Origin of the sequence: Alteromonas sp. S005 (genome assembly GCF_036864475.1) — a bacterium.
Taxonomy (GTDB): Bacteria; Pseudomonadota; Gammaproteobacteria; order Enterobacterales; family Alteromonadaceae; genus Alteromonas.
The window spans coordinates 371,540-397,570 of record NZ_JAZETN010000001.1 but is presented as its reverse complement, the minus strand read 5'-3'; the positions used below and the strand labels follow the sequence as shown (position 1 = coordinate 397,570).

The 26,031-nt window shown below is 44.9% G+C and carries 24 protein-coding genes; 5 read left to right on the top strand and 19 right to left on the bottom strand.

Translation table 11 applies throughout. From position 1 onward, the window contains the following. The first annotated feature begins 108 nt into the window (after positions 1–108). From V7R55_RS01670 to V7R55_RS01650, 5 genes are all read left to right on the top strand, one after another. Positions 109–1,038, top strand: coding sequence for a prepilin peptidase (locus V7R55_RS01670; protein ID WP_334056771.1), 930 nt, complete (start codon positions 109–111; stop codon positions 1,036–1,038). An 18-nt stretch (positions 1,039–1,056) separates the two neighbouring features. Further along, the gene (gene coaE, locus V7R55_RS01665; RefSeq protein WP_334056769.1) at positions 1,057–1,668 is read left to right on the top strand and encodes a dephospho-CoA kinase; all 612 of its coding nucleotides are present in this window, start codon (positions 1,057–1,059) and stop codon (positions 1,666–1,668) included. Between the two features lie 394 nt (positions 1,669–2,062). Further along, positions 2,063–2,815, top strand: coding sequence for a cell division protein ZapD (gene zapD / locus V7R55_RS01660; protein ID WP_334056767.1), 753 nt, complete (start codon positions 2,063–2,065; stop codon positions 2,813–2,815). A gap of 86 nt (positions 2,816–2,901) precedes the next feature. After that, on the top strand, positions 2,902–3,129 hold the full coding sequence (gene yacG, locus V7R55_RS01655; RefSeq protein ID WP_014950407.1) for a DNA gyrase inhibitor YacG: 228 nt from the start codon (positions 2,902–2,904) through the stop codon (positions 3,127–3,129). Between the two features lie 40 nt (positions 3,130–3,169). Continuing rightward, positions 3,170–4,042 carry an aspartoacylase gene (locus V7R55_RS01650; protein WP_334056765.1) on the top strand — a complete coding sequence of 291 codons (873 nt, stop codon included), beginning with the start codon at positions 3,170–3,172 and terminating at the stop codon, positions 4,040–4,042. A 219-nt stretch (positions 4,043–4,261) separates the two neighbouring features. Here the strand turns inward: V7R55_RS01650 and V7R55_RS01645 are convergent, their stop codons facing one another. The 19 genes from V7R55_RS01645 to V7R55_RS01555 form a co-directional block, all read right to left on the bottom strand. Continuing rightward, entirely contained in the window at positions 4,262–5,551 is a 1,290-nt protein-coding gene (locus V7R55_RS01645; protein WP_334056763.1) for a methyl-accepting chemotaxis protein, read from the bottom strand. A 9-nt stretch (positions 5,552–5,560) separates the two neighbouring features. Then, entirely contained in the window at positions 5,561–5,929 is a 369-nt protein-coding gene (locus tag V7R55_RS01640) for a response regulator (RefSeq protein WP_105929607.1), read from the bottom strand. Between the two features lie 17 nt (positions 5,930–5,946). After that, entirely contained in the window at positions 5,947–6,681 is a 735-nt protein-coding gene (locus V7R55_RS01635) for a ParA family protein (RefSeq protein ID WP_334049719.1), read from the bottom strand. After that, positions 6,678–6,935, bottom strand: a complete 258-nt coding sequence (locus tag V7R55_RS01630) for a hypothetical protein (protein ID WP_334049718.1) — start codon at positions 6,933–6,935, stop codon at positions 6,678–6,680. The genes V7R55_RS01635 and V7R55_RS01630 overlap by 4 nt, the downstream gene beginning before the upstream one ends. Continuing rightward, a complete protein-coding gene (locus V7R55_RS01625) occupies positions 6,926–9,472 on the bottom strand; it encodes a chemotaxis protein CheA (protein ID WP_334056761.1) in 2,547 nt (848 codons plus the stop codon). The genes V7R55_RS01630 and V7R55_RS01625 overlap by 10 nt, the downstream gene beginning before the upstream one ends. Beyond that, the gene (locus V7R55_RS01620) at positions 9,472–9,840 is read right to left on the bottom strand and encodes a response regulator (protein WP_071815690.1); all 369 of its coding nucleotides are present in this window, start codon (positions 9,838–9,840) and stop codon (positions 9,472–9,474) included. Before V7R55_RS01620 ends, V7R55_RS01625 begins: the two co-directional genes overlap by 1 nt. Before the next feature lies 1 nt (position 9,841). After that, positions 9,842–10,696, bottom strand: a complete 855-nt coding sequence (locus tag V7R55_RS01615) for a CheR family methyltransferase (RefSeq protein WP_334056760.1) — start codon at positions 10,694–10,696, stop codon at positions 9,842–9,844. Continuing rightward, complete coding sequence (locus tag V7R55_RS01610; RefSeq protein WP_334056758.1) at positions 10,696–11,331, bottom strand: HEAT repeat domain-containing protein; 636 nt, start codon at positions 11,329–11,331, stop codon at positions 10,696–10,698. Before V7R55_RS01610 ends, V7R55_RS01615 begins: the two co-directional genes overlap by 1 nt. Before the next feature lie 14 nt (positions 11,332–11,345). Beyond that, positions 11,346–12,383: a chemotaxis-specific protein-glutamate methyltransferase CheB gene (gene cheB, locus V7R55_RS01605; RefSeq protein WP_071815693.1), complete on the bottom strand. Its 1,038-nt coding sequence runs from the start codon at positions 12,381–12,383 to the stop codon at positions 11,346–11,348. A gap of 41 nt (positions 12,384–12,424) precedes the next feature. Beyond that, positions 12,425–13,972 (bottom strand): chemotaxis protein CheW, encoded by a 1,548-nt coding sequence (locus tag V7R55_RS01600; RefSeq protein ID WP_334056755.1) that lies wholly within the window; start codon positions 13,970–13,972, stop codon positions 12,425–12,427. A 29-nt stretch (positions 13,973–14,001) separates the two neighbouring features. Further along, a complete protein-coding gene (locus V7R55_RS01595) occupies positions 14,002–15,909 on the bottom strand; it encodes a methyl-accepting chemotaxis protein (RefSeq protein WP_334056753.1) in 1,908 nt (635 codons plus the stop codon). 367 nt (positions 15,910–16,276) lie between these two features. Then, on the bottom strand, positions 16,277–16,663 hold the full coding sequence (gene mutT, locus V7R55_RS01590; protein ID WP_334056751.1) for an 8-oxo-dGTP diphosphatase MutT: 387 nt from the start codon (positions 16,661–16,663) through the stop codon (positions 16,277–16,279). After that, positions 16,663–19,371, bottom strand: coding sequence for a preprotein translocase subunit SecA (secA, locus tag V7R55_RS01585; RefSeq protein ID WP_334056749.1), 2,709 nt, complete (start codon positions 19,369–19,371; stop codon positions 16,663–16,665). Before secA ends, mutT begins: the two co-directional genes overlap by 1 nt. 179 nt (positions 19,372–19,550) lie before the next feature. Next, positions 19,551–20,429 carry a M23 family metallopeptidase gene (locus tag V7R55_RS01580; RefSeq protein ID WP_334056748.1) on the bottom strand — a complete coding sequence of 293 codons (879 nt, stop codon included), beginning with the start codon at positions 20,427–20,429 and terminating at the stop codon, positions 19,551–19,553. A gap of 208 nt (positions 20,430–20,637) precedes the next feature. Then, positions 20,638–21,549 (bottom strand): UDP-3-O-acyl-N-acetylglucosamine deacetylase, encoded by a 912-nt coding sequence (gene lpxC, locus V7R55_RS01575; RefSeq protein ID WP_334056746.1) that lies wholly within the window; start codon positions 21,547–21,549, stop codon positions 20,638–20,640. A 212-nt stretch (positions 21,550–21,761) separates the two neighbouring features. Further along, a complete protein-coding gene (gene ftsZ, locus V7R55_RS01570; protein ID WP_118492812.1) occupies positions 21,762–22,928 on the bottom strand; it encodes a cell division protein FtsZ in 1,167 nt (388 codons plus the stop codon). 108 nt (positions 22,929–23,036) lie between these two features. Further along, a complete protein-coding gene (gene ftsA / locus V7R55_RS01565) occupies positions 23,037–24,266 on the bottom strand; it encodes a cell division protein FtsA (protein WP_334056742.1) in 1,230 nt (409 codons plus the stop codon). A gap of 7 nt (positions 24,267–24,273) precedes the next feature. Then, on the bottom strand, positions 24,274–25,044 hold the full coding sequence (locus tag V7R55_RS01560) for a cell division protein FtsQ/DivIB (RefSeq protein WP_334056740.1): 771 nt from the start codon (positions 25,042–25,044) through the stop codon (positions 24,274–24,276). 2 nt (positions 25,045–25,046) lie between these two features. Further along, positions 25,047–26,030: a D-alanine--D-alanine ligase gene (locus V7R55_RS01555; protein ID WP_334056738.1), complete on the bottom strand. Its 984-nt coding sequence runs from the start codon at positions 26,028–26,030 to the stop codon at positions 25,047–25,049. Position 26,031 lies beyond the last annotated feature (1 nt).

The window sequence follows — 26,031 nt, the reverse complement described above, 5'->3', positions numbered from 1 at the left end:
CTCTATAAATGTGAACGATTTGGGCAACGCTTTTTAGTGGCGCCCATACACAAGACTTAACACCCGAATTTTTCCAGCCACTATTAAAACTAAAAAGACATGCACTTCATGGATGCCATAATAACACTTAGTCAGCTCTACCCTGCTGTATTTTATTCTCTTGTTTTTTTCATAAGCTTAATGGTGGGCAGTTTCCTAAACGTGGTGATTTATCGCCTGCCTATTATGATGGAGCGCAGTTGGCAGCAAGAGTATGAAAGCTATTTTAGTGATGGCGCAAGTGGCGGTGAAAATGATAGCGAAAATGATGTCTCCACTATATCTGCCGATGACAAGTCCCCGGTATCCACAGATACATTCAACCTCGTAAAGCCAGACAGTACCTGCCCTAGCTGCGGCCACAAAATTCGCGCATGGGAAAATGTACCTGTTATTAGCTATCTGTTCCTTAAAGGTAAATGCGCTAAATGCAAAGTTGGTATTTCAATACGCTATCCGCTCGTTGAGCTTTTCACAGCTATAGCCTGTACCTTCGCTGCTTATCAGTTTGGCGTGACGTCCCAGGCGCTGTGGGCCGTATTTTTCACCTATGTACTTGTTGCGCTGCTGTTTATCGACTTAGATAAAATGCTGCTACCCGACCAGTTAACCCTCCCCCTACTTTGGCTAGGCTTACTGTTAAGTACACAAAACATATTTGTTGGCACTACCGATGCCATTATCGGTGCAGCGGCCGGTTATTTAAGCTTATGGTCTGTCTATTGGCTATTTAAATTAGCTACGGGCAAGGAAGGCATGGGCTATGGCGATTTTAAACTGCTTGCAGCGCTTGGCGCATTTACTGGTTGGCAAGGCTTGCCTGTCATTATCTTACTGTCTTCATTTGTGGGTGCCATTGCAGGCATACTCATTATGGTTATTCAAAATAAGGGCAAGTCTTTAGCGATTCCTTTTGGCCCCTATTTGGCCGTGGCAGGCTGGCTAACGCTGCTTTACAAAGAAGAAATCATTACTGCCTATCTTAATGCAGTGCTTTAACTAAAAGACGTAACGATTATGGATAAACGACAGACGTTCGTAGTGGGCCTTACCGGCGGTATAGGCAGCGGTAAATCGGCTGCAACTGCCATTTTTGAAAACCTTGGTATTGACATTATTGATGCTGATGAAGTCGCACGAGAGGTAGTTGAAGTTGGTTCAGAAGGCTTACAGCAAATAGCCGCGCATTTTGGTGAAACCATTTTGCTAGAAGATGGTAGCCTTAATCGCGCCGCCCTTCGCGAAAAGGTGTTTGCCGCTGAAGAAGAAAAAATTTGGTTGAACAGCTTGCTGCACCCGCTTATCCGCTCTCGTATGCAGCAGCTTATTAGTGAGTCGACCTCATCCTATTGCATTTTGTCTGTGCCCTTACTTGTTGAGAACAAACTAACTGAAATGTGCAACCATGTTGTAGTGGTAGATTGTCCAGAAACATTGCAGCTTGAACGAGCATTAAAACGGGACGGCAGCACTGAGCAAACCATAAAAAGTATTATGGCTTCACAAGCTTCACGTAAAGAACGTGTTAGTGCTGCAGACGATGTGCTGGATAACAGTACAACGCTAGACGCGCTTGCCAGTCAAGTGTCAACGCTACACCGGAAGCTACTAAGCCTTGTTCCAGCTTAATCATAAGGGGTTTGCAAAATAGTAAACCCCTTTTTACATCTGTCTTAGTTATTTACCTTCCCTGTCTATCCTTCCTGTTTCATTTTTCGGTCTCCTTCTTCTTGCTTTCTTCGAGCCTTACCTTTCTTTGTTTAATCTTCCTTTTGTTAATCTTCCTTTTGTTAATCTTCCTTTTGTTAATCTTCCTTTTCTTAACCTCCTTTCTTTACAAAAAAGGGCTTCAAGGCCAACAGCACTGCTTTTTGAAACTTTTTTGACCAATTAGCGTCAAACTAAGCATTTGTCGAACAAGTAGACTTGGCTTAAATGCCTTGATGCTTTAGGCTTGCTGTTATTCGCCGCATTACAACTTCGTAGTGCAGTTTCTCTAAGTCTATGTGTTTTAAGAGGTTCCATGGGTAGCGCTGTATTCGAGTTTCCACTAAAGGAAAAAGTACGTAACTATTTACGTGTTGAGCAGCTGCTTGGGCAACTTAAAATTACGGCTAAATCAGAACATACTCATCTTCAGCTGGTTTTCTTTGAACAACTTTTTGAACTACTCGATCTCATTGAAAGACTGGATCTTCGTTCAGATTTAACCAAAGACCTCGAAGCCCACGAAAAGAATCTCGTGTACTGGTCAAAACATCCTAAAATAGACAGTACGGCGCTAGAGCAAGCGCTAAAAACGGTGCTTACCCTAAAGCAAAAGCTGAAAACAGACCGCCGCTTTGGTAGCACGCTAAAAGAGGACAAACTTTTAAGCGCCATAAGACAACGGTTTGCCATACCCGGCGGCGCATGCAGCTTTGACCTTCCTAATTTGCACTTTTGGTTACAACAGCCGCTTGAACAGCGTCAATCTGAAATTGAACAGTGGTTAGAGACTTTAGGGCTTCTTGACGATGCAATTGCGGTTAGCCTGTCGTTTATCCGCGAGCGAGGTCAGTTTATAAATGTGGTGGCCGAGAACGGCTTTTACCAAGGCGCAGCGGAAGATAAAAACGAACTGATACGCGTAAAGTGCAGTGTAGATGATGGCTACTACCCAACCTTAAGTGGCAACAAATATCGTTACGCACTGCGCTTTATGTTATTTTCCCCGCAAGAAGGCCAAAATAGCGCAGTAGAAAACGATATTCAGTTTCGTTTAGCAGCCTGCTAAACTTTAGTTCTCTTTATTACTTACCGTCTTAGGCTCGGTTAACTTTTCAACCTGTGCCGTTAAGACGTATTTCACTGGAGTCTATTATGGAAGTGAAATGCCCGATTTGTGCCAAACAGGTTGTTTGGGCACCTACTAGCGAGTATCGCCCTTTTTGCAGCAAGAAATGTCAGCTTATCGATTTAGGTGAATGGGCTGCAGAAGACAGAAAAATTGCCGGCAAGCCTGCAGAGGACGCCACGCCAAAACATATAGATGTAGAAGAAATCGAGGCTATGTTGGCACAGCAGTCTGATGACTTTTTTAAACACTAAATTTGTAGTCGCATTTTCATAATAGTAAAAAGGAATAGTAATGTTTAACTCTATCGCGCTTGTTGGTGGCACTCATGGCAATGAAACTAGTGGTATTCAGCTTATTCGAAACTGGCAGCAATTTGGGCTACCTTCGCGATTTAATGAGCTAAATATTTCGTTGAACATTGCCAATGAAGCGGCCCTTAATGCGAACATGCGCTTTGTAGAAGAAGACTTGAACAGGCAGTTTACTTTTGATCGTTTAGCCAGTAATAACCTGGCCAAAGAGGCAGTACTTGCCAAAACGTTGAATGAAAAATTTGGCCCAAAGGGCAACTCAAATACCGATTTTGTTATTGATATTCACAATACCACCAGCGAGATGGGTGCCACGCTAATTATTCTAGAAGCGGATGAATTTCACACTCAGCTAGCACGGTTTGTTAAGCAACAAATGCCAGAAGCGAATATTTTGGTGGAAGACGAGAAACCTTATCTTGAACACGGTTATTTGTGTACTACCGGTAAGAAAGGGGTAATGATTGAAGTGGGCGGTCAGCCTCAAGGCGTGTTGCGAGAGGATGTTTACCTTTTAACACAAACTATGGCCGAGGCCATTTTAGATTTTTGTATAGCTTATAATAACCAAGAGATAAAAACAGACGCATTGCCAGCGTGTGAAGCGTTTCGCTTGGGTGAAAACGTCGGCTTTCCTTTAGATAGAGATGGCGCACGTACCGCGATGATCCACCACTCATTGCAAGACAATGATTTTAAGCCGTTGCTACCAGGCTCTCCCATGTTTAGAACCTTTGATGGAAAAGATATCCCGTGGGGTGGGGAAAAGGAAACCTACCCGCATTTTATAAATGAAGCGGCGTACTTTAAGTTGGACGTTGCGTTTGCTACGTCTGAGCGTATTACCCTGTAGGCAATACAGGTTGGTCTCTCTGCAACTTTCAAACGTTAATGCCGAAACCAACTGACGATAACACGCAAAACGCTGAATCGCTTAAAGCGTTTAATAGCAAATGCCGGTCAGAGACCAACCGGCACTTTTGTTGTAGGTAGGCTCTTTCGCAGCTCAAACTAAGTTTCACGGCCGCTCACTTAGAGTAATGAACATAGGCAGCGCCTGAGTCAGAGTATGTTAAAAAAGCTCTATCTTAGGCTCTCGCGCCTCTTCAAACTCATTTTTTTCTTCTGGCGATGATTCATTAATATCGAAATGAATTTTGCGCTGGTCTTCCATTACATACTTTTCAAACATTTCTTTGGTGCTCAAGTTAAACGACTCATCAAAATGCTCTCTGTTATTAATGTATGACGAAAACTGCCCAAATAAACTTACAATAGCGTCTTGCTCTAATTTCACATGTTCGGTGCGCTGACGAATAATATCTTGGAACTGAATTTTCGCGATAGCTCCGCTTACTTTAAATGCAACCTCTGTTGCACTTTGTGAGAAGCACGCCAGCATCTCGGGGGTAAGATCTTCTAATACACGATAGTGTGTCGTTATATTTTCCAGCGATTCAGAAAACCCAGTTAATAATTCACACGTATCGTTCGCACGTGTTGAATTAAGCATTTTTTCACCTTGAACATGTGCAGCGTCCAGCGCTGATTTTATGCCCGACTCTATTTTTTCAGCCGCTTCTGAAGACTGTGACGATAATATACGTACCTGTTCAGCTACCACAGCAAATCCACGACCGTATTCGCCAGCACGCGCTGCTTCAATTGCCGCATTGAGCGCTAACAAGTTGGTTTGGGACGCAATATTTTTGACAAGTTCGGTAAGCTCTTTAAGATTTTCAACTTCACGCATTACCCCTTGAATAGCTTCAGTATCTGCAATTTGTTGCGCTCGCTGCGTGCTGATCATTTCTTTTATATTGGAGAGGCGCTGAGCTGCAATTTCAAATTCGTCCGCACTTTTTTCTTTACAGCTAATGGTATTTTTCTGACCTAATTCAACATTATCTATACTGTCTTGAATACTGCTTTCAATTTCGTACAGCGCTTTCATCAACTCCATTGAGGCGTCTTCGGTAATAGCGCTTATGCCGTCCATTTGCCCTTTGAGGATGGCTACATATTCGCTGACTTGAGTATGTGTTTCGTTGAGCTGCTCAGACGTTTCCTGTAAATAACTCTCCTGTTTATTCAGGCTAACGTTAAATACGTTTGTTTGCCTGTGCGAATACCACGTAATAAAACTCAAGAAACCCAGAATTGTGGCAACAGTACCAGCTTGCCCATTTAATAGTTGTGGCGATATGTTCAAGGAGATTGCCATTCCCAATGTAGACACACCAATCAAACCGCTCCAAAGTAAAAGTGAGTCCTGAACCTTTTTCATCTTATCCTTAAGCACTTTAAACTTCTCAGCGAGTACCAACTCATAATACTGCTTTGTTTTTTCAAGTACTTTCATATTTTTACCTTATGCAGTTGGTACCAACTGCTTTACTACACCTAACAATTGCTCTGGCTCAACGGGTTTGACGAGCCATCCTGTAGCGCCTGCCGCTTTCGCTTCTTGTCGACGACTTTGCTGCGATTCCGTTGTTAACATCAACATGGGGGTAAATCTAAATTTGGATTGCTGCTTTAATGTTTTTATTAACTCGATGCCATTCATACCTGGCATGTTTAAATCCGTAATAATCAACTTGGGCGATATTGATTCAAGTGCTGTCATAGCCGCTTCAGCACTTTCTGACTTTGTTACTGTATAGCCTGCCCGTTTAAGCAGCATTTCCATACTCATTAGCATGGTTGCTGAATCATCTACTAAGTGTATTGCGCTCATTGCATTACCTCTTGTTTTTAGCCGATTAATTGTTTACACAATTCAGTATAGTCGTGTGCGCCACGACTGTTAGGCGCATAGGCAAAAACCGGCTTTTTTTTTGCGAATGCTTCGGCTAATGTTATGTTTTTATGTATTGGACTAAGCACTTTATTTCGACCATAGCGGCCGTACCAGTTGCTCAATTCTTGGCGATGTAGCTTTAAGTTTTGCTCTACCATTACCGGCAAAATGGTTAAGCTTGTCGCTCTAAACTTGCGCTCTGCCATGGCCTTGCGACACGCATTTAACAGCTTTTGTACACCGTCGCTTGCAAGCGGCATTGGCGTAGCAGGTATAATGATATCCGTAGCGGCGGACAGTGCGGCCATTAGCTGAGAGCTTAACGTTGGCGGCGTGTCGATAATAACGATATCGAAATACGTCGATACTTGGTCGCTATCGCACCACAAACGGATAGCGTCTAACGCAATATCATCGTTAGTGTTTGCGCGCGTGGTGTCGACATTGGTGGCGTATATTTTTTCACTACATTTAACAATCGAAGTAAAAAAGCCTTCAAGAGGCATGGTGGTTATGATGTTTTGCGACTCAGTGCCAAGCGCCGTCAAGCCTTGCATCACGTGCCCTTGATTATCTAAATCCAGAACTAAAACACGGTTGCCATGTTGCGCCAAACCAAAAGCAAGATTGACCACTGTAGTAGTCTTTGCTGTCCCCCCTTTGCGATTTGCAACCGTGATAACTCTCATTCACACCACACCTTATTGTTGTCTGATTGAAGCATCTCTACTATCCAATATAGTTCTGATGATTCAGGCTGTACACTAACCTTTGGTCGTAAGCACAAAAGCACTTGGAAAACCGCGGTATGTGCGGTTTTTAACGTTTTTAAATTAAGCTGCCGCGAGGCGTCCTCTATCAGCCAACTAAATAAGGTTTCAGCCTCTTCAATTTCACAATGCCCGGTAAGCACTGCTACTTTTTTCTTGAACGTTACAGGCATGTGGATATGACCTCCTGCACATTGATAATGAGTAATACCCTTCCATCTCCAAGTAATGCTGTACCTGAGAAATGGGAATAGCCAGCAAGGACGCCTTCAAGGGGTTTTTGAATAACGTCAATACCTTCATGAAACTTATCAATAATAAGCCCGAACTCGCCCTGCGGCGTTGACACAACTAATACCGAGTGTTCCTCTTTACCGTAGTCAGGTTCGAACCCCAGCGCATTTCGCAAATTACAAAGCGGTATTAATTTATCGCGTATCACCAACACGTTTTCATTGCGAATTCGCTGAATGTCCTGTGTAGGAACTTTCACCGTCTCTACTACCGCATCCATACTTACGCCAAACATCTGATCGTTTACTTCAAACATCATGACGCGATTTACTGACATTGTCTGAGGAAGAAGCAGCTTGAACGTAGAGCCCACGCCAACCTCACTCTGCATTTCTATGCTACCGCCAGCCTGACTTACCATGGTTTTTACCGCATCCATGCCCACCCCACGGCCGGACAAATCCGACACTTGTTCACTGGTAGAAAACCCTGCGGCGAAAATCAGCTGAAGTGCCTCGTTATCGTCTATGCTCTCAAGCTGAGACTCTGTTATTACGCCTTTCTGAAAAGCGAGAAGCTTAATTTTATGGGGGTCAATGCCCTTGCCATCGTCACGTATTTCAATAATGACACTGTCATCAAGGGGAGTAGCGATTAAATCAATACGCCCAGTTTCTGGCTTGCCCGCCTCTATTCTGTCTTCGGGCGATTCAATACCATGATCAATGCTATTGCGCAGTAGATGAATGAGAGGCTCAGATAACGACTCAATTAAATTTTTATCGAACTCGGTGTCTTCACCCTGCATACAAAGTTCGATTTTCTTGTCGAGTTTTCTCGATAAATCTCTGACCAACCTTGGATAGCGCTGAAAAACATGAGAAACCGGCACCATTCGTATCTGCAGTACTGCGCTTTGTAATGATTCCGTTAAACGGTTAACAATTGAAAAATGCGCTTTTATCTGTTTGCTCAGCCTTTTACTTCCACCTTCTTCCTCAGCTTGCTTTGCCAAGTAAGGAAGTGAATTTTTTGCAACCGTTAGCTCGCCGACTATGTCCATTAAATAGTCAATTTTGCTTTGGTCGACTTTGAGCATCTTGACGGCTTGTCGTTCAGCTTTAGCCGGTTGAGAAGCCTCTTCTTCTGCTGTCTGCGTCTCTATTTCGTTTGTCGTGTCGGTAGTTTCAACAACAATGTCCTGCTCTTCAGCGGTGTCGTTTGACGCGTTTTCTAACGCAACATTAATTGCGCTTATTAGCTCCGCTTCATCGCTGTATGTTTGCTTTAGCACATTGCCGACAAGCATCGAAATTGAAGGAAACATAAATTCTGCGCTATAGCCTTCAGAGTTGATCAGTGCTAATTGTTGCGTTAATAACTCTTTTTCATGTGGTAATAAGCCCTCTTTACCAGGCTCAATAGCACCGCTGGCTGGGTCGCCCACAGAGTCCTCTGGACCGCCGACTTGTTTGTCGTCATCAAGAAACGTAAGATCGTGATCAGATGATAGAAATGACAACACCGCTTTTGTTGGCATAGCGTGTGTTTGCGACGCTAGTAAAAGCCCAGCGGTCGACTGCAGCATATTGGTATCACCAGTCTCACGAGCCGTTTTTAAAGCCTCATTTAACGCTTCATCATTAAGCTGCACCACGCTATCGAGAATCTTATCTTTACAGCGATATTTAAGCGCCTGCTGAGTAAGCTTATGTAATGTGTACTGACCTTCATAATAGGCCATATGCGTCACAATAGCGTCTTCGCTCGCCTCGCCAAGGGCCGTTATTTTTAAAACACATTGATAAACATCGGCATCAGCGGCCATCGCAGGGGCGTTGATTTCAAACGCGTGCAAACCCGGCAGCGCCAGTGCGACATTCACTGGGTCCTCACCGCGAAAAAAGCAACCTTCATCAGGCGTATATTCCATGACATACAGTTCCGATGATGCGCTTTTCGATAATAACGCTATATCCGCATTGTCATCGAACGCTTCAAGCGCAGTGGCTACTGAATCAACGATTTCGTTGGTACTGCTATCAGCGTGAGTGGCAGTGTCTTGCTCAGCTGTATTTGCACCAGCTTGAGATGGGTCGATGAAGGCTCTCAGTTGTGCACTTAAATCGCCAGAGATTGGCTGCCATTCAGCGAGCTTTTGAGTTCCATTTTCTAGCTCATCAAACCACATAGATATCTGGTCTAGCGCCTCGAGAAGTAGGTCACCAATTTCGTCGTTGTAATCAACCTCTTTAGCTCGCACGCTGTCTAGCAAATCTTCCGCGGCATGAGCCAAACGCGTTAGTGGTTTTATATCAAATAAGTCTGACGAGCCTTTGATAGTGTGTAAATCTCTGAAGATTTTGTCCACTTTGTCCGACGATGGGCCTGAAGCTTGAATCTCAATAAGCTCTTGACTTGCAGACTCTAGGTTCTCGCGAGACTCACCGATAAAGACGTCGAGTAGTTCACTCATTAGCTACCTCCCAAAACCGCACTGACCACAGACTTAAGTGCATCTGCGTCAACAGGCTTAGTCATGTAGAAGTTTGCACCACATTGATAGGCCCGCTGCGCGTCCTGGGTTGCAGACTCAGTGCTTATCATGATAATGGGAACAGCGCGCAGTAGCTCGTTTTGCCTGATTTCTTTACAGAGTCGGTAACCGTCCATTTTAGGCATATTTACATCGACCAAAAACAAATCGATAGGAGTGCCGATGGCTTTCTCCAGCGCTTCCACACCATTTTCAGCTTCTTCCACGACACGGTCGTCAGAAGATACCAACATTTTATGAAACATTCTGACTGTAGACGCGTCGTCGACTATCATTACTGTTTTCATGTTACGCCCCTCCTGCAAGTGGCTTTTGGTAGGCAATAACATCACCGAACTTACGCACTTTAAACATAGACGATATCCGGCTCATCGACTCACTATGCCCTAGAAAGATGTATCCACCTGGTTTCATCGCATCAAACAATACATGTGCTGCTTTTTTGCGCGACTCATCGTCAAAATAAATGAGCAAGTTTCGGCAGAATACCAAGTCAAAGTGTCGAAACCCCTTCATGTTTGCACCTGATAGAATGTTGGCTAGTGAAAATGAAACCGACTCTCGTATATCGTCACATAGCTGAAACTGACCGTTGGTCTCTATGAAATACTTTTTCACCAACGCGGTTGGAATGTTCTGCACCGAGCGCTTTGAATAAAGCCCTTTTTTAGCAGACGCTAGAACATTGCTGTCAATATCTGAAGACGCTATCTCTACATCTCGATGCGCTAGCCCTTTCCAGTTTTCTATAAGATGAATTGCTATAGAGTATGGCTCTTCGCCCGTACTTGAAGGCACCGACCAAACCCGTAAATCTTCTCCAGGAGGACGATAACTATCGAGTTCATCCATGATGTAGCGTGTCATTGCATCAAATTGGTATTCTTCGCGGAAAAAGTAAGTTTCATTCACTGTCATTGCGTTGACTAGGTTCTGAAACTCTTCCCCCGACGCTTGGAACCGCATAAAGGTAAAATAACTTTTGAAGTTAGTGTGCCCCGTAGCTTTCATTCGCTCGTGTAGACGTTTATCAACAAAATAACGTTTCGAATTTTCAAAATGGATCCCGGTTTTTCGGTAAAACATCGACCGAAAGCGCTCGAAATCAGCAACAGCAATTTTTTCCAACGTTTCTGGAGTCATTACGCACTCCCTAATTGATTTCGAATTAGGCTTATGACAAAGGCAATGTAGGCATGGTTGGGAAAGCGGCTCTCAACAGTTTGCAAAATGTCATAGGTAGAACTATCTGACACCTCTGCAAGCTTGTCTAAAGCTGTACCAACAACATTTTCATTGTCGTCATTAAGTGCAATGTGATGCAACCAATTCAACGCATCGGGATGTGCCACTGCGCCAATAATGTCAACACAAAAAATACGCGTATCTGGGTCATCATCTTGCATAAGTTTATGCACATTGTGTGCGAACAAATCAGGGTTTTGCTGCATAATTTCAATAGCACCGTTACGCAATTGTACTTGTTCGCTCTTCAACATGCCTATTAGTTGAGATGCATCGGCATCCGTCATATTGTGCTCAAGCGCACTAAATAATGCTTCGATAACTGTTGGGTCGTTTTCCGCTGGGAGTCGCTCTAAAAAAACCTTGTGCGCGTTCTCTTCACCACTTAAGTCACGTACGGCCCAGCGCCTTACACTGCTGTCTGGGGAGGCTAGATCGGCTACTAACTGCTCTGGCGTTCGTTCAGCACTGCGCTTTTCTTCTTGTTGAATTACTGTGTCGTCACTGGCATTTGATTTCTTTTTTAAACCCATAACACTTGCTCCTGTTATCGACAAAGTGCATTCAACTTTGACACTATTTTAGGACTGTCTAATACATGACTGGCGCAGCCGGCCTCAATTAGTTCTTTTGGCATACCAAATACAACAGATGTTGCTTCACTCTCAGCAATCGTTGTAGCACCACCTTTGTATGCTTTGCTCATTGCAGCTACACCATCGCTGCCCATTCCAGTTAGCTGTACACACAGCATGGCGAGTGGTTCATAGCAATTCAGTGCGCTATCTACCATACGATCGACACTGGGATGCCACAAAAAACTTGGGCTCGCTGGTACAGGTCGAACGTGAATATCAGCACCCGTTTTTGCAAAAGCTAAGTCAGCATCGCCCTTCGCCAAGTAGATTTTGCCCGCTTCAAGAACCATTCTTGAGTCAACTTCGACAACATTTAGTGGGCTTAATCCATCTAATCGCTTAGCCAATGCTTGGGTAAACGAAGCAGGCATATGCTGTGAAATAACGATGGGTGCTGGAAATGTGGGTGAAATATTGGTTACCAAGTGTTCAAGCTTCCGCGGTCCCCCGGTCGAAACCCCTATCATGACAATTTCAAAAGGCGTGCTTTTATTATTTCTCACCACACGCTGCTTCACGACGGGGGGCGGTTTGATAGTGGGCCGCTGTGCCCTTCCCGTCTTTGCTAACGCATTTATTTTGTTGATTAACGGCGTTTCTATATCAGAAATGTCTCGGCTTACAGTGCCCCCTGTTTTCAGTACAAAGTCGCTGGCGCCTAATGCTAATGCTTCAAGAGTAATAGCCGCACCTTTTTGCGTTAGCGAAGAAACCATAATAGTAGGACATGGATACAATTTTCTTAATAAAGCCAAACAGGTCATACCGTCCATCACAGGCATGTTAATATCAAGCGTGATACAGTCGGGTTTAAATTCGACCGCTTTAGAAAGCGCTTCTTCACCGTTTCTTGCAACCTGGACAGTGAACCCCTCTCTTTCAAACAATTGAGTAAAGAGTTTGCGCATTAGCGCAGAGTCATCCACTGCAAGCACTTTTACCGACATAGCATCTCCCATTAATCAACCAAGTAAGCTAGCCTACTTAACTAGAACTGCATTTGTGCTTGAGCCACCGCGTTGTCATTTAGCAAAACATTGGGCTCTATAATTTGAATAATGCGCTTTTCGTCGTTTAATTTTATTAATCGACTTAAAAATTCAGACTGCATTTCTGACAACGAAGGCGCTGTTTCAATGGTTTGTTTAACCACAGTTTTTACTTCTGCAACGCCATCAACAATAAAGCCTGTGCGCTGCTTATCTTTCGTTAGCACAACAATTCGCTGTCGTTCAGATGATTCACTGCTTGGTATGCCAAGGCGACATCTTAAGTCGATAACGGGCAGCACCGTGCCGCGCAGATTTACAATCCCTTTTAAATAATCAGGGGTACTTGGAATGCTCTCTAACTTTTCTGGTACACGGGTTATTTCTTGGGTGTCATCAATGCTTACCCCATATTCCTGACCATTAATCCAGAAAATGACGTACTGCTCGCAATCATCTTCGTTGATGGCGGCATCGTTATTCTCGTTCATCTGCGACTCCTGCTTTATGTCTTCATCTATTGAACTCAATGCTGTCATGAGCGCTCGACTGTAGACATTAGTTAGATTTATTATCGACACAAGACGCTTTCCACCGTCGCTTCTATATACCGCTTCGAGCAGCCCTGACTCCGCGCCGTCGTTGCAAACCGATGGCACAGCTTCAAGTTCACTTTCAGAGATTGAAACAACGTTACTCACTTTAGCGACCACAAATCCAACGCTGCCGAACTCGCTGTTTTGCGCTATGACAATACGAGAGGCTTCGTTAATATCGGTATGGACCATGCCAATGCAGTTTGCCAAATCGACAATGGGTATAATGCGGCCTCGTAAATTCACTAGTCCTAACACTGATGGTGCACTTTCTGGAAGCTGAGAAATTTCGCTGGGTACACGAACAATTTCTTCTACATCTTGCAAATGAAATGCGAACTCTTGATCTTCAAGAGAGAAGCAAACCAGTTGCTGTAGATTATGGTCATCTGATTCAGTAATCTCGTCGTCGCTGTCAATATGATGCATACCCGACAGCTGCATCGTATTACCATCCTGCTTTATTACGGCTTGTGCTCTGGCTAAAGACGATACATCGAGTATTTGTTCTACGGGTTGGTCATCTTGCTTGATAATGCCCTGCATGTATTCATAGGCTATAGATTCGGTCATCGATTTTTTATCAATTACCGTGTCATTGGGCACCCCAAATACTTTCAGCACCCTGTCAACCATAAATCCGACGCTACCGAGTTCCGATTCTACAACTACCACGCGAGTCACATCGGTAATTCGTGAGCTGACACCCAGCAAAATCATGCTTAGATCATAGACAGGTAAAACATTGCCTCTTAAGTTGGCTAATCCAATCATTTGAGCAGGTCCGAGTGGCACCGATACCACAGTAGGGACACGTATGATTTCGCCTACAGAATGCATCGGAAATGTGAATCGCTCCTCGTTTACAAGAAAGGAAACGAATTGCTGTTCACCGTCACCCGTGTCGTCCTGAAGATTTTCAGCACTTTCTATATTTGAAACATCAGTCATAAGAAAGACTCCTCTGACAAGGTGGATAATTAACCGTTTTGCATTTCGTCTGCCACTGATGCAATTTCTTCAATCGATTTTGCAAGGATCTCCATGCCTTTGCTCTGTTGCTCAGCAGCATTAAGCGCTTGCTGGCAGTTGCTGCTTGCCTGCTCGTTGGCGGCTGCAATCTGCTCAAGGCCTTTCTGCGCTTGTGTAACACCTGCGGCAATTTCCTCACCCCGGTCTTTCATGGCTTGGTTGTACTCCACCACCTCAGAGATATCGGCTGCTATCTTTTCAACGTCTTTGGTTGTTTGTACCGCCTTCATCACTTCTCGTGATGCGCTCTCGGCTACGTTGGTAAGGTCAGTTTTAACACTCACTGTTTGATCTTGAATGGCTTTGATGAGGTCTTTTATTTGTTCCACATTTTCAGCTGCTTCGTCAGCTAAGCTTTGAATGTCAGCTGAAACAACCGCAAAACCTTTACCATATTCACCCGCTCTTGCCGCTTCGACTGCGCCATTTACCGCAAGCATGCTAGTTTTAACTGAAACGGTTGTAATGGTGTCGATGACCTTGTCGATTTGACGTGTCATGGTTTCCATCTCATTAATGGCACTTACGTTCTCTTTACTCGTTTCAAGTGCCAAGTTAATGCCACTTACCATGCCTTCTATAAGGGCGCGGTTCTCTTTCAAGAGTGCCGTTATTGCACTACCTTTTTCTAGTGTCACATCGCACTGAGATGACGCCTTATCAACGCCCTCTCGCAATAAGTCAATATTACCAACGGCTTGATCTACCGAACTCGCTGCCTGTTGCGACCCATTGTTCACCTGAGTTAGCGCTGTCATAATCTCGCCAGACGAGCGATTAATCTCTTCTAGGGTTGCCGATAATTCCTCAGCCGAAGATGCGACTTCTTCGGCACTTTTATTGATATCAGTGCTATTTTTCAACTCTTCAGTGATAAGCTCTAGCGATTGTGCAGCTTGTTCTGCTTGCGATAAGGCAACGCTCTGTTCAGATACGTTGGAAGATACTTCTTGCGCTGCTGTAGATTGTTCATCTGCTGCGCAAGAGATGGCTTCCGAACCCTGCTGGATCTCTTTAGCGGCGCCATCCATCGATTTAACTTGCGATTGTAATTCATCTGCACCATCTGCAATCGACTTCATATCATCTTTAATAGTGACTAACTGCTCGGTAACGGCCTCACCTTTTGTTACTTCTTCTAGTGCGGCTTCGGAAGACGCTTTAACTGCATCGGATACCTGATTAGATTGCTCCTGAATTTTTTCGATTTGCTTGGCAATATCAGCGGCACTTTTGTCAGACACTTCTGCAAGGGCACGAACCGTGTCAGCCACTACAGCAAAACCTTTACCATGTTTACCGGCTCGGCCGGCTTCGATAGCAGCATTAAGAGCGAGAAGATTGGTTTGATCAGCAATACGAGTGACTTGTTTAACAGCCTCGCCAATGTTAGATGCCTGTTGTTCTAACTCGCTCATCATCACGACCGAACGAGATTGATGTTCTGAAGCGGTCTTAACACTGGTCATCATCGTACCTAGATCTCCGACAACGCGTTCTAAGTACGTTTGGAGCTCATTGGTTTTATCCATGGTTGCGCCCGCAAGCTCAAGCTGCGCAACCAGGCCGCCCGATATTTGCGTCACAGCCGCTAAGCTTTCTTGGCTGGCACTACTTGATTCTTCGGCACCCGCTGCAATTTCATTTACCGCCGTAGATAGTTGATCTGTTGCGCTAGAAGCTTGATTCACACCGCTAACTAATTCGGTCGTAGCGGATGCCACACGCTCCGCGGCTTGTTGCTGCCTTGCCAGCGTTCGTGCTTTTCGGCGCTGCTCTTCAGCTTCTTTTCTCATTTTCGCATCCACTTGAACGGTAGGTGCAGCGACTGGGTCTGATGTTTTCTTGAGCGCCATAGTTAACCTCGATATATAGATGGCAATAAATCACCTGTTAAATATCGGTTAAAATTCAGCCCAAAAAAGTATAAATCCACATACGTTTATATGAAGTTAAGTACCCAAAACTCTTGCTAACACACGCAGCCCTTAAAATGTCGCCATTGTCGCAAATGACACAAATAAAAAATTGCCGTATAAAAACAAAAGCTTATATATAAGATAATACACAAGGTGAGAATGACAATTTTGTCAAAGTACAAAAGTCTAACAGTCTAATTAAAGGAATATTTTTTTATAAAGAAAATATTTGAAAATGAAGAGCTTATACTTAGGTATAATAAAAAACGGCCGAATTGGCCGCTTATTTTATTTACTACGTTGGTTACAATGACTGAAGTGCGGTTATGATCGGAACGTTCGCTTCCGGGAAGTCTTCGGGGTTAAGCGCCTGTACACTAACCCACCGCGATTGTTGCCCTTCTTTACCATGAGGTTGTCCAGCAAAGTCATAGACGCGATGAACGTCTAGTTTAACTTGCTTGTCGCCGTAATCATGGGTTATCACTATTACCGGCTCGCTGTGGTTTACAAGAATCCCCACTTCTTCAGCAAGCTCTCGCGTTAGTGCCTGTAGAACGGTTTCACCTTCTTCTACTTTGCCGCCAGGGAACTCCCATTTTCCGCCTTGATGAACATCGTCAGGACGAAGGGTAATAAATATGTCATTGCCGCGGGCGATAACGCCCACAGCAACGTGTACAACTTTCATTACTTAAGCTTACCGTGACACTGCTTATACTTTTTACCAGAGCCACAAGGACATGGGTCGTTACGGCCTACTTTCGCACCTTCGCGCACTTGGGTACGCACTTTGTCACTTGCTTCTTCTGGCGTCGCGTTCGCTTCTTCGTGCTCGAAGTTCTTAGGCACATCGTCAGCTTGACGACGTTGCTCTTCTACTTTTTGCACGTCTTCTTCAGCTTGTACTTTTACACGCGCAAGAATGGTGATCACTTCAACTTTAAGCGCTTCTAGCATTTGAGAGAACAAGGCAAACGACTCACGCTTGTATTCTTGCTTAGGATTTTTCTGCGCGTAGCCGCGTAGATGGATACCTTGGCGCAGGTGATCCATCGCTGCCAAATGCTCTTTCCAGTGGCTGTCTAGGTTTTGTAGCATTACCGCTTTTTCAAACTGGCGCAGTACCTGCTCCCCCACTACCGCTTCTTTCTGCTTGTAGGCATCAACGACTTCGCCAAGAATGCGCTCTCGAAGCTTCTCTTCGTAAAGTTTGTCGTCATTTTCAAGCCAGGTCTTGATTGGCAAGTCTACGGCGAAATCGGCACGCATGCGCTCTTCAAGTCCGCTTACATCCCACATTTCTTCAAGAGACTGAGGTGGAATGTATTCATCGACAACACTTGAAATAACATCTTCACGAATAGCTGCGATAGTCTCGCTAATATCACCTTCATCAAGAAGTTCATTACGCTGCTCGTAAATAACTTTACGCTGATCGTTGGCTACATCATCGTACTCAAGCAACTGCTTACGAATGTCGAAGTTACGCCCTTCTACTTTGCGCTGCGCATTTTCGATAGCACGCGTCACCCAGGGGTGCTCAATAGCTTCACCGCGCTCCATACCAAGGCGCTTCATCATATTGCCCATTTTTTCAGAGGCAAAGATACGCATTAGCGCGTCGTCTAATGACAGGTAGAAACGGCTTGAACCTGGGTCACCCTGACGGCCTGAACGACCGCGAAGCTGGTTATCAATACGGCGGGACTCGTGACGCTCTGTACCAATAATGTGTAAACCACCAGATTCAAGTACTGCGTCGTGGCTCTTCTTCCACTCAGCCTTGATCTTTTCGATTTGCGCTTCAGTTGGATTTTCAATTTTCTCAACTTCCGCTTGCCAGTTACCACCTAACACGATGTCGGTACCACGACCTGCCATGTTAGTCGCAATCGTAACCGCGCCTGGTTTACCTGCTTGAGCAACAATATCGGCTTCGTGTTCGTGGAACTTAGCGTTTAGGACCTTATGAGGGATTTTCGATTTCTTAAGAATACGAGAAATCAGTTCTGAGTTTTCGATAGAAACTGTACCTACAAGCGTAGGCTGACCGCGCTTAACACATTCCTTAATGTCTTCAACAATGGCTTCGTATTTTTCTTCTGCAGTAAGATAGATTAAGTCTGCATTGTCTTTACGCTGCATAGGACGGTTTGTTGGAATAACAACCGTCTCTAAGCCGTAGATATGATTAAATTCAAAGGCTTCTGTATCGGCTGTACCCGTCATACCCGCAAGCTTGTTGTACAAGCGGAAGTAGTTCTGGAAAGTAATAGATGCAAGAGTTTGGTTTTCGTTTTGAATACGAACGCCTTCTTTTGCCTCTACTGCTTGGTGAAGACCTTCAGACCAGCGACGGCCTTCCATAGTACGACCAGTGTGCTCGTCAACAATAACAATTTGGTCTTCTTTAACAATGTAATCTACGTCTTTAGAAAACAGTTTGTGCGCGCGAAGTGCAGCGTTAATATGGTGGAGCAAGGATATGTTGCCCGCATCAAACAATGACTCACCTTCTGGCAATAACCCTTCTTCGTGTAGAATTTCTTCAACATGAATTTGACCGCGTTCTGTTAGATGAATTTGTTTAGCTTTAAGGTCGATAGTGTAATCACCGTCACCTTCTTGGCCTTCCTCATCTTCCTTTTCTTGCTGAATAAGCTTAGGGATGATGATGTTGATACGGCGATAGAGCTCTGAGCTGTCTTCTGCCTGACCAGAGATAATTAGTGGCGTACGAGCTTCGTCGATAAGAATAGAGTCAACCTCATCCACTACAGCATAGTTAAGCGGGCGCTGAACCCGATCCTGAGGGCTAAACGCCATATTGTCGCGGAGGTAGTCGAAACCAAATTCGTTATTGGTACCGTAGGTAACATCTGCTTGGTAAGCGTCGCGCTTTTGCTCGGGTGACATGCCCGGTACGTTGCAACCTACGCGCATACCTAAAAACATGAATAATTGATTACTCCACTCAGCATCACGACGTGCCAAGTAGTCATTCACGGTAACAACGTGAACACCTTTGCCCGATAGAGCGTTAAGGTAAGTTGGCAAAGTAGCAGTAAGGGTTTTACCTTCACCGGTACGCATTTCTGAGATTTTACCTTCGTGAAGTACTTGGCCACCTAGCATTTGAACGTCGAAGTGACGCATACCGTAAACCCGTTTACTGGCTTCACGCACCGTAGCAAAGGCTTCAATCAGAATGCTATCTAGGCTTTCGCCTTTTTCGACACGCGCTTTAAATTCGTCAGTTTTTGCCTTTAGCGCCTCATCGGAAAGCTTTTCAAATTCTGCTTCCAGTGCATTAATGGCATCTACGTTTTTGCGTAATTTTTTTAATAGTCGGTCGTTTCTACTACCGAATACTTTTCGAAGGATGCTTGAAAACATTAGCTTTTATATTCCACTACTTGTCGAGGCGCCGCACATCGTGCACAGCTAAATTAAACGTATAAAACACAATATTAAATGCATTGTGTTTTGCGATGTTCTTAAATTATGCTTCTTCGCTTCAAATGACCTTAATTAATAAGACATTATCAACGAGAATTACCTGGCTGCTACCTATACTATTTTTTGTAAACGAAAGGCAGAGGATCGATTGGTTTTCCGTTTCTTATTACTTCGTAGTGGACATGAACGCCAGTTGAGCGCCCCGTATTGCCCATTTTTGCAATTGGCTTCCCTTTAGTCACCACATCGCCTATTGAAACAGTAAGGGTGTCGTTGTGCCCATAACGGGTAACAAAGCCATCACCGTGATCAATTTCTACTAGTTGGCCATAACCGTAGCGCTCACCAGCCCAGGTGACAATACCTGCGGCAGTTGCCACTACGTTTTCCCCTGCTTTACCTGCGAAGTCTAGCCCTTTGTGCATGGTAGGTTCGCCAGTAAACGGGTCGGCCCGCATACCATAATAAGAAGACAACCACCCTGACTCTATCGGACGACCAGATAATTGGCTCTGTTCGTTGATATGGTGACCCCTTACCAAACTTTCAAGCATAGACAACTGTTGAGACTTTAAATCAAGAGATTGCTCTAGTTTGGCTATTTCATGAAGGATGGGATCGTCTTGGAGGTTTTCCGGTATCGATACCGGTACGAAAGCGTCCAGGTCAGCCGCTGACATACCTAATTCTGTTGCGATTTGCTTGCCCTTCTCGTCAAGTAACGAGGCCTGTGCAGATAATTCGGCTACATGAGAAAGCAAAGCTTTTAATTTTACTGTGGTTTGTTGTTTTAGCGCTTCAACGTCTTTTTGTTTTTCGCTGACTTCAGTTTGCGCCAAACGAACCCGTGCAACATCTTCCGACACAGATTCAGTAGAACGGCTCGACACTAGCATAAAAATAGACGAAAGCACGGTTGCGCTCACGAGCGTACGGACACTAATGCTGTGCCTGTAACGTTTGTTTTTACCTGCTAGTGTGATTGTTAATTTCATACCACGAAGAAAATTGCTGTTTCACGCCATTCTTTTTCATATTACTTCATAACACTATGAATGTATTTTTAGCCAAAGGCGACAACCTTCAACTTATAGTTTTTTGTCGGATGGGTGAAATTTATATTAATTATTCGGCTACTGTATCATTTATTACAGTAATTGCCATATGAAAAAAAGCCGCCCGTTAGGCGGCTTTTCTAAATTTTTACGCTAACGCCGGTTGAGCGTAACGAATTGGTGCCGTTTCCTGCGAGTCGTAGGTTACAAACTCCCAACACTCTTTTTGCGCCAAAACTGCGTTTAATAGCTTGTTGTTCAGACCATGGCCTGTTTTGTACGCACGTAATTCACCAATTAGACTGTGGCCGCCAAGGTATAAGTCGCCAATAGCATCCAAAATCTTATGCTTTAAAAATTCATCGTCGTAGCGCAACCCTTCAGGGTTAAGTACGCGGAACTCATCTAGCGCTACAGCATTTTCCATGCTTCCACCAAGCGCTAGATTATTAGCGTTCATATACTCTAAATCGCTCATGAAACCGAAAGTACGAGCGCGGCTCACCTCATTAACATATGAGCATGAATCAAAGTCCATAACCATGTGCTGACGAGTTTGACTGATCACAGGGTGGTCAAAGTCGATTTGAAAATCAACACGGAAACCATCGTAAGGTACTAATTCGGCCCACTTGTCGCCATCTTCAACGCGAACTGGCTTTTTAATACGAATGAATTGCTTAGGCGCGTTTAGTTCTTCAACACCGGCAGATTGAAGCAAGAATACGAACGGGCTAGCACTTCCGTCCATAATTGGCAGCTCGTTACTGTCTACTTCAACAATAATGTTGTCGATACCTAAACCCGCAAGCGCAGATGCTAAGTGCTCTACCGTTTGTATAGTTACACCGTCTTCATTATTTAGACACGTACACAGCATAGTATTACCTACCGCGTTCGCACGCGAAGGTATGTCAACATGTGGTTCAAGGTCAACACGCCTAAACACGATACCCGTGTTTGCTGGCGCAGGTCGGAGAGTCATTGTGACCTTTTCCCCTTTATGAAGCCCAATTCCGGTCTCTTGTACCGATTGCTTGATTGTACGTTGTCTAATCATCTGCTTAAGCTTTTACCTATTAAAAAAGCGGGCGCGAATTATAGTGAGTTATTACTCACATGTCAAAAAACACCCGTTCTGGCAAGTTTTACCTCGTCAGATTACGCATTTTTTCGTCCTATTCACGCGAATTTTCTACGCTGTGTAAATACACCTTACGAAGTAAGACAACACAAACGTAAAATAATTCCCTTCGTTTTCAGGCAGCTAAATTAGTCTGCCTGCTTGCGAAGAAACGCAGGAATATCTAAATACTCCAAATCGTTGTCTGGCTGAGCACTATCGTCAGCTTTCAGCGCCTGGTTGCCTTCTGTACCACCTACTGCAGAACGCGGCTCACTTGTTTGTGAATTGCCGTATTCTTTAGCTGGCTGTGTAAGGCGAGAGCCTTCTGCGCTTACTAATGAAATGTCAGGTTTGCGCTCTGCGCCAATACCGGTCGCAACAACCGTTACGCGAAGCTCATCTGTCATTTCCATATCGATAACGGTACCAACAACCACGGTCGCGTTTTCAGATGCGAATGCTTTAACTGCGTTACCCACAGTTTCGAACTCATCGATAGCGAAATCAGGACCCGCGGTGATGTTTACAAGAATACCGCGTGCACCTGACAGATCGATATCTTCAAGGAGTGGGCTAGCAATTGCTGCTTCGGCAGCTTCTTCAGCGCGGTCTGGACCGCTTGCTGCACCGCTACCCATCATGGCTTTACCCATCTCAGACATAACAGTACGTACGTCTGCAAAGTCAACGTTGATCAGACCCGGGCGAGTAATAAGCTCCGCAATACCTTGAACTGCGCCGCGTAGAACATCGTTTGCTGCGCTAAAAGCTTGCAGAAGCGGCGTACCTGGGCCCATTACTTTTAATAGTTTTTCGTTAGGAATGGTAATTAACGAGTCAACGTTGTTAGCAAGCTCTACAGTGCCTTGCTCAGCAAAAGAAGTCCGCTTTTTACCTTCAAACGGGAACGGCTTAGTCACTACCGCTACCGTAAGAATACCCATTTCGCGAGCAATCTTCGCTACTTCAGGTGCTGCACCTGTACCTGTACCACCGCCCATTCCGGCCGTGATGAAAACCATATCGGCACCGTCTAGCGCCTGACGAATGGTTTCTCTGTCTTCTTGCGCTGCTTCGCGACCAATATTTGGATCGGCACCTGCACCTAAGCCTTTGGTTACGCTTGAGCCAATTTGAAGTGTTACATCTGCACTTGAGCTACGAAGCACCTGTGCGTCAGTATTCACTGCGATAAATTCTACGCCTTCAATGCTTTGAGACACCATGTGCTCAACCGCATTACCACCGCCGCCACCGACACCGATGACTTTTATTACGGCTTCTTCGCCGTGACTATCCATTAATTCGAACATACTTACTCTCCGGTTGTACGTCTTTTTCAACACTACGCCAGGTCATTCCCTTAGGCTAATTGCTTCCTGCTAGCCTTAATGCCGTAGCTATAGCGCCCCCAAATAAAATTAAAATTCACCTTTAAACCAGCTTTGCACTCGATGAAATATGCTTTCACCGGTCTTCTGCGTACTGGACTTCTTATTATCAGATTGTACTTTGCCATATTGCAGCAGCCCTACGACTGTCGCAAAGCCAGCATCATCAACATATTCAGACAAGCCTTTTACGTCGATAGGTTTGCCCACGCGCACGGGCATCTGGAAAAGTTCTTCGGCAAATTCCACAGCACCTTCCATCTTAGCGGTACCGCCAGTAAGTACAAGACCTGCTGCAATTTGCTCTTCCAGACCGCTGGCACGAATTTCATCATGTACCAGCTCAAAAAGCTCTTGATAGCGAGGTTCAATGACCTCAGCTAACGTATGACGAGACATGACTCTAGCCGGGCGCCCGCCCACGCTAGGCACTTCAATACTGTCTTCCATACTCACCATATCTTTCAATGCACAGGCGTAATTCACCTTAATTTCTTCTGCATTGCTAATAGGCGTTCTAAATATTTTAGCGATGTCGCTGGTAATTTGATTACCCGCAACCGGTATAACTGCTGTGTGGCGAATCGCACCATCTGTGAATATAACCATATCCATAGTGCCGCCACCAATGTCGACCACGCACACGCCAAGCTCTCGCTCGTCGTCAGTTAACACTGCATAGCTTGACGCTAACGCTGAGAAAATCAGCTGATCAGCATTAAGTTCACAGCGCTCAACACACTTCACCATGTTTTTGGCCATATCGTCGGCGCAAGTGATAATGTGAGCATCGGCTTCCATTCTTACTCCTGACATACCGATAGGGTTTTTAATGCCTTCCTGCACATCAATAGTAAATTCTTGCGGTAGCACGTGAAGTAAACGACGTTCCGCTGCAATTGGCACACTGCGCGCCGCATGGATAACGTTATCTACATCTTCTTGTGTTACTTCTTGGTTGTTAATCGGTACCATGCCATTTTCATTTTGGCACTTAACGTGGCGACCCGAGATAGACATGAAAACTGAAGACACACGGCAATCTGCCATTAACTCCATCTCGTTTACCGCACGCTGTACCGACTTAACGACTAGGTTTAAATCGTTAACGCCGCCCTTATCCATGCCTTTCGAAGCATGGGTGCCCACGCCAACAATACTGATTTGATCGTCCTCTAGTAATTCACCCACCACGGCCTTTACTTGGCTGGTGCCGATATCTAGTCCTACAATCAAATTGCGTTCAGCAGGTTTTGACATGGTTTCCTTAACTCTCTTCATCTGTGGCGCTGTCATCTTTCCATCCGACTGCAACGCCCGTGTCATAACGAAGGTCGACGTATTTCACCGCCTTCTCTTGTTGCGCCAAAAGTGGATAAACATCAATAAACCGTTGTAGCCTATCGATAAACTCCTGACGCCCTAAATTCAATTTAATGCCGTTTTCCAACTGCACTTGCCACGCAAACCGCTCACTCAACGACAATTCATCTATCGCCATATCAGTCGTTGCAATTAACGCATGCATGGCGTTGTAGCCTTCTAAGGCAGTTTTTTCACTACCGCCCGGGCCGTACAAACGCGGCAAGTCAAGCTTTACACCTTCGTCGTTAAACGTATCCCCATAAGGGTTTAACAACAAATCTTCATTCCATTGCGCAACAGGCTGCTGCTCAACCAAATATATTTTTAATGTATTCGGCCACTTCTTTCTCACTGATGCGCGATAAACCCAAGGCTGCGCTTCAACAAGCTCAAATACTTCGTTGACGTCAAGCGCGAAAAAGCTTCCAGGCTGCGCCTTGCGTATTAACCGCTCCAGCTTGGTAATATCGATGTGCTGATAATCACCAGAGAAATCGATAACCTGAACCGGCATTTGCTGTTCGTCTTGCAAATACTGATTTGCTTTAAGCCCGCCAAATACTAACCCAGCAATTACAAACAGTAAGAAAGCGACGCCGCCCCACACTGCCGTCTTGCTTTTGCCGCCCTTTACAGAAGCTGACTTACCTTGATTAGTATTGGTATCCGCCACGTTTACGCCTTGTTTGCAACGTCATCAAAACTGGTAGAAAGAATACTTAGTACCAGCTCGTCAAATGTTAGTCCTGCAACTTTGGCTGCCTTCGGCACCAAACTTTTTTCTGTCATGCCAGGTACCGTGTTCGCCTCTAGCAAATAAAATTGCCTTTGGTTGTCCTGCATAACATCAATTCTTCCCCAGCCGCTGCCAGAAATAGCGTCAAAAGCACGAGATGCTAATTTCGCTAACTGTGCCTCTTGCTCTTCAGACAAGCCACTTGGGCAATAGTATTCTGTTGTATTATCCTGATATTTCGCAGCATAATCATAGAATGTATGTGGAGTAGACATGCGAATAGACGGCAACGCCTGCCCCTGTAATACAGAAACGGTGAATTCAGGGCCGTCTATATACTGCTCTAACAGGACTTGATTATCGTATTTAAAGGCGTCCTGAATGGCAGTTTCGAGTTGTTTAGCGCTTGTCACTCTCGCCATGCCAATACTCGACCCTTCTCTGGCCGGTTTTACCATGACTTCATTCCCCAATTTATCCATTATAGCGCTGCACTTACCAGCTTCAAAGTGCCTTTTATCAGCAATTTCATATTTTGCAGTGGGTAAACCTAAACTTTGCCACACTTGCTTAGTATGAATTTTATCCATTGCCAGCGCAGAGCCTAAAACTGGGCTCCCCGTATAGGGAATTTTTAGGAACTGAAGGGCCCCTTGCATCGAGCCATCTTCACCGCCACGACCGTGAAGCATAATTAGCGCTCGGTCGACTTTTAATTCAAGAAGATCAGTAAGCGGTCGCTCCGCTGGGTCAAACCCAAAGGCATCTACGCCTTGCCTTAATAGCGCCTTTAATACCGCGTTACCTGAATTAAGAGATACTTCACGCTCTGCAGAGTCACCGCCAAGCAGCACTGCTACTTTACCGTACTCACTGGGCGAATGGGTTTTCTGCGAGCGAGCACTTACCGAAGGACTAATCATG